Annotated in this window: 4 protein-coding genes; 1 reads left to right on the top strand and 3 read right to left on the bottom strand. The window is 70.9% G+C overall.

Annotated features, from left to right (window positions below; all coding sequences use genetic code 11):
• Positions 1-85 precede the first annotated feature (85 nt).
• Genes ctaD through VF468_06285 form a run of 3 tightly spaced genes read right to left on the bottom strand, consistent with a single transcriptional unit; the run spans position 86 to position 4,670 of the window.
• On the bottom strand, positions 86-1,768 hold the full coding sequence (gene ctaD, locus VF468_06295; protein HEX5877919.1) for a cytochrome c oxidase subunit I: 1,683 nt from the start codon (positions 1,766-1,768) through the stop codon (positions 86-88).
• A gap of 12 nt (positions 1,769-1,780) precedes the next feature.
• On the bottom strand, positions 1,781-2,839 hold the full coding sequence (gene coxB / locus VF468_06290) for a cytochrome c oxidase subunit II (GenBank protein ID HEX5877918.1): 1,059 nt from the start codon (positions 2,837-2,839) through the stop codon (positions 1,781-1,783).
• 52 nt (positions 2,840-2,891) lie between these two features.
• Entirely contained in the window at positions 2,892-4,670 is a 1,779-nt protein-coding gene (locus VF468_06285; GenBank protein ID HEX5877917.1) for a heme o synthase, read from the bottom strand.
• A gap of 42 nt (positions 4,671-4,712) precedes the next feature.
• On the opposite strand from VF468_06285, the gene VF468_06280 reads away from it, so the two are divergent.
• Positions 4,713-5,912: hypothetical protein (locus tag VF468_06280; GenBank protein ID HEX5877916.1), on the top strand; the 1,200-nt coding region annotated here is incomplete at its 3' end.

Raw genomic sequence — 5,912 nt, 5'->3', positions numbered from 1 at the left:
CCGAGCAGCGAGGAGCTGATGCCGCCCGGCTTGTGGTGCTCTTCGGCGGGCCGCTCCTGGAGCGAGGCGGTGTCGACGACGGCCATCAGCGGGCTCCTGTGGTGGTGGCGTCGGGGTGGACGGTGAGCTCGTCGGCGTGGCGCAGGTCGAACAGCGGCCGCTCGGAGTGGATCTCGGGCAGGCTGTCGAAGTTGTGCGCCGGCGGTGGGGAGGAGGTGTACCACTCCAGGGTGTTGCCTTCCCAGGGATCCTCGGGGTCCTTGTCCTTGCGGCGCATGGTCATGACCACATTGGCCAGGAACGGCGCCGTGGACAGGGCGATGATCAGGGCGCCGGCGGTCTGGAGCTGGTTGAGGCCGACCCAGTCGGGCAGGGCCTCGTAGTCCTGGATGCGCCGGGGCATGCCCAGCAGGCCCAGGATGTGCATGGAGAAGAAGGTCAGGTTGAAGCCGATGAACTGCAGCCAGAAGTGGAGCTTGCCAAGGCCCTCGTTGAGCTTCTTGCCGCTGAACTTCGGGAACCAGTAGTAGAAGCCGGCGTAGACGGCGAACACGCTGCCGCCGAACAGCACGTAGTGGATATGGGCAACCACCCAGTAGGTCTCGGTGAGGGCGAAGTCGACCGGCGGCGAGGCCAGGAACACGCCGTCGATGCCACCGATCAGGAACATGGTCAGGAACCCGATGGCGAACAGCATCGCCGTCGGGAAGCTGATCTGGCCCTTGAACAGGGTGGCGATCCAGTTGAAGAACTTGACCCCGGTGGGCACGGCGATCAGGAAGGTCATGATGCTGAAGAACGGCAGCAGCACCTGGCCGGTGACGAACATGTGGTGGGCCCAGACGCTGAAGCCGAGGGCGCCGATGCCGGCGGTGGCGAACACGAACGCCTTGTAGCCGAACAGCGGCTTGCGCGAGAACACCGGCAGCACGTCGGAGATGATGCCCATGCCGGGCAGGACCATCACGTACACGGCCGGGTGGGAGTAGAACCAGAAGACGTTCTGCCACAGCACCGCGATCCCGCCGTTGGCCGGGTTGAAGAACGACCCGCCCAGGTTGCGGTCGATCAGCAGCAGCACCAGGGCGCTGGTGAACACCGGGGTGGCCAGCAGCACCAGCAGCGAGGTGACCAGGATGGTCCAGGTGAACAGGGGCATCCGGAACATCGTCATGCCCGGCGCCCGCATGTTGAAGATGGTGGTGATGAAGTTGACCGCGCCCAGGATCGAGGCCGTCCCGACCAGCAGCAGGGAGATGATCCACAGGTCGGTGCCGATCGAGTTGCCCTGGGCGCCGACCCCCTCCGACAGCGGGGCGTACTGGGTCCAGCCGGCGTCGGCCGGGCCGCCCAGGGCGTAGCTGGAGAACAGGACCAGCCCGGCCAGGGGCAGCATCCAGAACGACAGCGCGTTGACCCGCGGGAAGGCCATGTCGAGGGCGCCGATCTGCAGGGGCACGATGTAGTTCCCGAACCCGGCCAGGATCGGGATGATGAACAGGAAGATCATCGTGGTCCCGTGCATGGTGAACAGCTCGTTGTAGCGCTGCTCGGCGAAGAACTGGGTCCCGGGCTCGGCCAGCTCGGCCCGGATGAACACCGCCAGCAGCCCGGCCACCCCGAAGAAGAAGTACGAGTTGACCAGGTACATGATCCCGATCTTCTTGTGATCGGTGGTGGTCAGCCAGCTCGCGATCGGGTGGCGCCGAGGGCTGATGCCGTGTGCCGCGTCGGCGGCGGCCTCGGGCCGGGCTTGCGTGATCGCCATCTGTCGGGCTCCTTACCGTGACCGTACTTCGAGCTTGCCTTGCATGGCCTGGGCGTGGGCGTCGCAGTGGAAGAAGTAGCTCCCGGCCTTGAGCGCGGGCAGCTTGTAGGTGACCGTCTCGGGGCCGGGGAACACCGGCGTCTCGGTCTCGGGCAGGATGCGGGGGGCGTTCGCGTCCGCGCCCTCGAAGAAGGCGACGTTGTGGGGCACCGCCTCCTGGTTCTCGAAGGTGATCTCGAACTCGCGGTTCACCGGCCCGGACAGGCAGTCCTTGTTGAAGGCGACGTCCTTGGCCGCGATCGAGCGCGGGTTGGGGTCGTCGGGGCAGCCGCTGGCCGCCTCCTTCTTGGCCTTGGCCAGCCAGGCCTCGAACTGGGGCCGGGGGACGGCCCGGATGGTGAAGCGCATCGCCTGGTGGGCCAGCCCGCAGTACTCGGTGCACTGGCCGCCGTAGTCGCCCGGCTCGGTGATGGTCAGGTCGAAGGTGTTGAGGTGGCCGGGGAAGGCGTCGCGCTTGAACAGGAACTCGCGCACGTAGAAGGAGTGGATGACGTCCTGGGCCTCGGCGTTGAACCGGATCGGCTCGCCCACCGGCAGGTAGATGACCGGCGGCTTGGCGATGGTGCCCTTGATGGACAGGTCCTCGGGCGGCTGGCCGGCCGGGAGCGGCACCCGCTCACCCTGGTAGGTGAACTGCCACTGCCACTGGAAGCCGAGCACGTTGACCGTCACCCGGGGGTTGTCGGCCTTGGCCTCGACCCGGTTGAGGACCCCCCAGGAGAGCACGAACAGGCCGGCCACGATCAGCAGCGGCACCACCGTCCAGACGACCTCGAGCAGGTTGTTGCCGTGGAACTGGGGCGGGAGCATGTCGCCGCGGCGGCGGTAGCGGAGCACGGCGAACACGATCGCCGCCTCGACCAGCACGAAGACGACCGCGGCGGCGACGAAGAGCACGTTGTAGAGGTCACGGATCTCGACCCCCTCCTCGGTGACCGGGGTGAGCGAGCCGCATCCCGCCAGCACCAGCACCCCCACCAGAACGGTGCCGATCAGTCGCGCGCGTCGCATCGGTGTCCGGTCGCCTCGCTTCCTGGGTGGTCGGATCGGAAACGACTGTACCTCATGCCCCTCCCCGTACCACCGCATCCAGCGCCATGGCGCCGAACAGCAGGGCCAGATAGGTGTTGGAGAAGCTGAACAGCCGGATGGCCCGCCGGCCGGTGAGGTCGCGGCGCAGCTCCAGGGCCCGCCAGATGAACGCCCCGCCGAGGGCCACGGCCGCGGCCAGGTACACCGCCCCCATGCGCCCGGCCGGGTACAGCAGCAGGGTCACGGCGACCAGCAGGACCGTGTAGTAGAGGATCTGGGTCGAGGTCTCGCGCGCCCCCCGGACCACCGGCAGCATCGGCACCCCGGCGGCGGCGTAGTCGTCCTTGTAGCGGAGCGACAGCGCCCAGAAGTGCGGCGGGGTCCAGTAGAAGATGATCGCGAACAGCACCAGCGCCGGCAGGTCGACCCGTCCGGTCACGGCCGACCAGCCGACCAGCACCGGCACGGCCCCGGCGGCCCCGCCGATGACGATGTTCTGGGTCGAGCGGCGCTTGAGGCCGATGGTGTAGACGAACACGTAGAACAGGATGGCCGCGGTGGCCAGCACGGCCGAGAGCGGGTTCACCAACGTCCACAGCCACACGAACCCGGCCACCCCCAGGACCAGCCCGAACCGCAGGGCGTCGGCCGGGTCGACCCGGTGGGCGGGCAGGGGCCGGCGGGCGGTGCGCCGCATCAGGGCGTCGATGTCGCGGTCCAGGTAGCAGTTGAGGACGTTGGCGCTGGCCGCCGAGAGGGCGCCGCCGAACAGGGTGGCCGCCATCAGCCAGGGCGACGGCACCCCGCGGGCGGCGATGAACATGGTCGGGACGGTGGTGACCAACAGCAGCTCGATGATGCGGGGCTTGGTCAGCAGGAAGTAGGCGGTGGCCGACTGGCGGGCGCCGCGGGCCGGGGCCGGCTCGGGCTCGGCCGGGTCGCGGCCGGGCAGGCCCGCGAACCGGTCGGCGTGCAGCAGCAGGGCGAACAGGGTCCCCCAGAGCAGCGCCCCGACGGCCAGGTGGGGGACCACCGTCAGGGCCGACAGGCGGTTGGCCACGTTGGCCACGCCCAGGCCGATCTGGACGGCCACCAGGCCGGCGGCGTAGCCGGCCAGCCGGGTCACCGTGGGATGGTCCCGCTGGCTGCGCCGGGCCACCAGCCAGATGGCCACGACCAGGGTCCCGACGACCACGGCCAGGGTCCGGTGGGCGAGCTGGATGCGGGCCACGCTGGGGCCGAGGTCGGGCCAGAGCACGTCCAGGGGGTAGGCCAGCCCGGCGTGGTGGCCGGTGACGGTCGAGCCGACCAGCATCTGGAGGTAGAGCAGGCCGGCGCCGGCCGCGACCAGGCGCACGAAGCGCCGGTCCTGGCCCTGGCGGCGGCCGCCGCCGTGGCGAGCCCGGAAGTCGATGAAGATGAGCAGGGCGACCAGGGCCAGGGCGGTGGCCAGGTGCAGGGTGACGGAGTCGGCCCGCAGCTTCCACCAGACCACGAACGCCCCGATCAGGGCCTGGGCCAGCACCAGCGCCAGGGCGGCCACGGCGGCCCGGCGGACCACCCGCTCCTGGCCGGTCCGCCAGGCGGCGACCACCAGCGCCGCCACCAGCACCATCACCACCGAGGCGACCAGCCGGTGGGAATGCTCGATCCAGGCGTGCAGCTCGGCCGGGGGGACGAGCTTGCCGAAGCAGCGCGGCCAGTCGGGGCAGCCCAGCCCGGAGTCGGTCGCCCGCACCAGGCCCCCGACGGCGATCAGCACGAAGGTCGTCGCGATCGTGACGACCGCCAGGCGGCGGAACAAGGTCAACCACTCCTCCGTGTAGCCATGGACGGAGCATAGTGTTGCACCATGGAGACACGCACGGCCGACGGCCGACTCGCCGCCTGGATCTTCGACCTGCCGGTGGTCGAGCTGCGTTCCGGGTACCGGGCCGCGGTCTACTTCGACCGGTCCCGGAGGATCCTGGCCGCCGAGGGCGACGACACCCGGGTGACCATGCAGGTGTTCCAGCGCTCGGACGCCATGGTGGCCTGCGGCATCGACGAGGCCCTGGCCGTGCTGGCCCTGGGGGCCGGCTCGTTCGCCGACCCGGCGGCCGCCGACCGGGCGTTCGCCAGCTACCTGACCGCCCGGGACGCCGCCCGCCGGGCCCGCTCGCGGGGCGGGGACGCCTGGGTCGAGGGGGTGCGGGCCCAGGTGGAGGCGGAGGCGGCCTTCGAGCGGCACTGGCGCCGGGCCGACCCGGACGACCTGGCGGTGTCGGCGCTGCGCGACGGCGACCGGATCGACGCCTGGGAGCCGGTCATCGAGCTCACCGGCCCCTACCGGCTGGTCGCCCACCTGGAGAGCGTCTACCTGGGGGTGCTGGCCCGCCGCACCCTGGTCGCCAGCAACGTGCGCAAGGTAGTGGACGCGGCCAGGGGCAAGCCGGTGCTGTTCTTCGCCGACCGCTTCGACCACTGGGCCACCCAGGGCGGCGACGGCTACGCCGCCTTCGTCGGCGGCGCCCAGGGGGTGGCCACCGACGCCCAGGCGGCCTGGTGGGGCGAACGCGGCCTCGGCACCATCCCGCACGCCCTGATCGCCACCTTCGGCGGCGACACGGTGGCCGCGGTGGCCGCCTTCGCCCGCCAGTTCCCCGGGGTGCCCCTGATCGCCCTGGTCGACTTCCACAACGACTCGGTGGCGACCTCGCTGGCCTGCGCCCGGGCGTTCGGGGAGCGGCTGTGGGGGGTGCGGCTGGACACCTCGGGCACCATGGTCGACCGGGCGCTGTGGCCGGAGATGGAGAGGACGGGGGACTTCGCCCCCACCGGGGTCAACCGGCGCCTGGTCGAGAAGGTCCGCCAGGCCCTGGACGGCGAGGGGTTCGGCCATGTCCGGGTGATCGTCTCGGGCGGCTTCACCGCCGAGCGGATCGCCGCCTTCGAGGCCACGGGGGTCCCGGTCGACTCCTACGCCGTCGGCTCCTCCCTGCTCAAGGGCAGCGCCGACTACACCGCCGACGTGGTCCTGCGCGAGGGCCGGCCCTGCGCCAAGGTCGGCCGC

The sequence above is a fragment of the Actinomycetota bacterium genome, from assembly GCA_036280995.1.
Classification (GTDB): Bacteria; Actinomycetota; CALGFH01; order CALGFH01; family CALGFH01; genus CALGFH01.
The sequence above is the reverse complement of the archived record's forward strand: the minus strand, read 5'-3'. Positions and strand labels throughout refer to the sequence as shown.